At 44.4% G+C, this 2,738-nt stretch carries 3 protein-coding genes; 1 reads left to right on the forward strand and 2 read right to left on the reverse strand.

Annotated features, from left to right (window positions below; all coding sequences use genetic code 11):
• On the reverse strand, nucleotides 1-1,234 hold a 1,234-nt coding region (locus tag IQ229_RS22785; RefSeq protein WP_194047659.1), incomplete at its 3' end, for an aminopeptidase P family protein.
• Between the two features lie 38 nt (nucleotides 1,235-1,272).
• Nucleotides 1,273-1,506 carry a hypothetical protein gene (locus IQ229_RS22790; RefSeq protein WP_228013666.1) on the reverse strand — a complete coding sequence of 78 codons (234 nt, stop codon included), beginning with the start codon at nucleotides 1,504-1,506 and terminating at the stop codon, nucleotides 1,273-1,275.
• A gap of 243 nt (nucleotides 1,507-1,749) precedes the next feature.
• Here IQ229_RS22790 and IQ229_RS22795 point away from each other — a divergent pair, with 243 nt between their 5' ends.
• Nucleotides 1,750-2,550: a PhzF family phenazine biosynthesis protein gene (locus IQ229_RS22795; RefSeq protein ID WP_194047663.1), complete on the forward strand. Its 801-nt coding sequence runs from the start codon at nucleotides 1,750-1,752 to the stop codon at nucleotides 2,548-2,550.
• Nucleotides 2,551-2,738: the final 188 nt, after the last annotated feature.

The following is a 2,738-nucleotide window of genomic DNA, read 5'->3' on the forward strand; positions in this document are numbered from 1 at the left end:
CATTCTGATATTTTGAACGGACATTAGGATCATTTAAAATTGCTGGTACTTGATAAAAACCAGGCTCAATTGTGACTAACATTCCTGGACGCAGGGGACGATTTAAACGGAGATAGCTTAAGCCAAAGCGATCGCTCCTTGCACGTCCCTCTTCATACCCTGCTAAATCGCCTAAATCTTCCATATCATGCACATCTAAACCCAGTAGATGACCGATACCATGAGGAAAAAACAGCGCGTGAGCATCCATCTCTACTAAATCTTGGGGATTTCCTTGTAGAATGCCTAACTCTACTAAACCTTCCGCGATCGCTGTAGCCGCTTGCAGGTGAATATCCCCATACTCTACACCAGGCTGGATTTTGGCAATGCAAGTATCATGGGCTGCCAACACCACATTATAAATATCTCTTTGGGTAGATGAAAACTTGCCCGAAACTGGCCACGTGCGAGTCACATCACCTGCCCAACCCATCTCAGTTTCAGCACCAACATCGGCAAGCAGTAAATCACCTGGTTGCAAACTATGGTGATAATGCTCGTTATGCAAAACTTCACCGTGAACAGTGACAATACTGTTGTAAGAGGTAGTCATATTGTGGGCAATAATTACCCCTTCCATCGCTGCCCGAACCTCTGCTTCTAGTTTGGCTTGGGGTGTTGCTGCCATCCCAACTTTGTGAGCTTCTACAGTCACAGCCGCAGCTTTTCGCAACTCGCTTAATGCACCATCATCGTGAGTGAGGCGGAGAGAAACGATCGCCTTCGCTAACTCCAAGTCAATTCCTTGGGGAGGACTTTGTGGTAAAACCCATTTATTTAACACCTGCGATTGCTGCGTCCAAGTAGCTGCATCTTGGACAGCAAGTGTGGCGGCATTGTCTACCCAAGACTCTAATTCTGCCATTGGTCGAGCCACATCCGCCCCAATCTTCTCGGCTATTTCCTCGCGCGTTGGCATTTCTCCATGCCAAAGGGCGCTACTGGGTGACGGATCGTCGATGAATAGTTCTAGTTTTCCCGCTTCTAGACGAATTGCCGCCTTTGGTAATGGCAGTCCGGCGAAATAGAGGAAATGACTGCTAGCGCGAAACGGAAAGGGATTTGCGGGAAAGTTGCGTGGATTGTTGCTACCTGACCACAGAATTACTGGAAAATCAATCAGGTTGGCTAGTTGTTGCCGTCGCTGGCGTAAAGTATCAATGAGGGAAGTAGAAGTTTGTTGGATAAACATAAATGTAAAAAGGATAAAGGTGATAATTTTGCCTTTATTTAGTCGTTATCTTCTTTACCGTCATCGTCTTTATCATTTTTGCGATCGCCATCTTTGTCGTCGCCATCTTTGTAGTCGTCATCTTTGTCGTTCTGGTTAGGTTGTAACTCTGGTTTTTGTTGCTCAATTGGTGCAAGTGGCTGCGGGGCTTCAACAGCACAACTAACTAATCCTCCAGAAATTAGCGCTAAGTTGACAGCAGCAAAGATGCTTCTGAAGATTTTTATCCTCACGTTTTCGGTTTGCTTTAACATTGATTCTAGTTTTTAGAGATTGTATTCCTAATTTCTAAGGTACTGTATATAGTGGTTCTCATTAAACAATTTCGTAGTAAGGACTAAAGTCCTTATTTTCTAAGCATTAAAATTTTTACTACAAACCCTCAAAGCTAGCTTGACAAAATACTACGATGCATAAATCTTTCATATACTCCTGATAAATATATTGTTATCTAACTTTCAAGGTGACTCTATCTAATGGGACAAATCATTACTCAGGTTGATGCTTTTACCAATACACCTTTCGCAGGTAATCCGGCTGCTGTCTGTATTTTGCCTACTCCCCAAGATGAGCGCTGGATGCAAAACGTGGCGCAGGAAATGAATTTATCTGAAACAGCTTTTCTAGTCAGACAGGATGATGGCTTTAATCTGCGTTGGTTTACGCCCACAGTAGAAGTTCCGCTTTGCGGTCACGCAACTTTAGCTAGTGCCCATGTGCTTTGGTCAGAGGGACATTTGTTACCTGATGAAGTTGCACGGTTTTATACCAAAAGTGGAGCGCTGATTGCGAAGTTACAAGGTGATTGGATTGAGTTAGATTTTCCAGTAAATCACTCACAAGCAACAGTCGCTCCTCCAGAACTCAAGCAAGCTTTGGGTATAGCCTACAAATCTGTCTTGCAGAATTCAATAGGTTATCTTGTGGAATTGGAATCTGAAGAATTGGTGCAGCAAATACAGCCCAATTTTCAACTACTCAAAACCTTACCGATTTCTAATGTTATTGTCACCAGCCTCACTGACTCTGATTCTCAATATGATTTCGTCTCTCGCTTCTTTGCACCAGGATTAGGTGTTAATGAAGACCCAGTTACAGGGGCGGCTCATTGCTGTCTAGCTTCCTTCTGGCGCGATCGCTTGCACAAAAATGAGTTCTTAGCTTATCAAGCATCTAGTCGCGGTGGCGTGGTGAAGGTGTATTATGACGGGGGCGATCGCGTCTTTCTCGCCGGACAAGCGGTAACTGTGCTGCGAGGCGAGTTAATTACCACATAAACCTCATATTACAAATCAATAACATCCGGCACAAACTCACCATTAAGAAAACATATAGAAAGCGATCGCATCTTTTTAGCCATACGAGCCGTAATATCATATCCGCCAAATTACCCATAATAAAAGAACCCCACCCCGCCAAAGCTGTGCTTTGTCTCCCCTCCCCGCCTGCGGGGAGGGGTTGGGGG

It is taken from the genome of Nostoc cf. edaphicum LEGE 07299 (assembly GCF_015207245.1).
GTDB lineage: Bacteria > Cyanobacteriota > Cyanobacteriia > Cyanobacteriales > Nostocaceae > Nostoc > Nostoc edaphicum_B.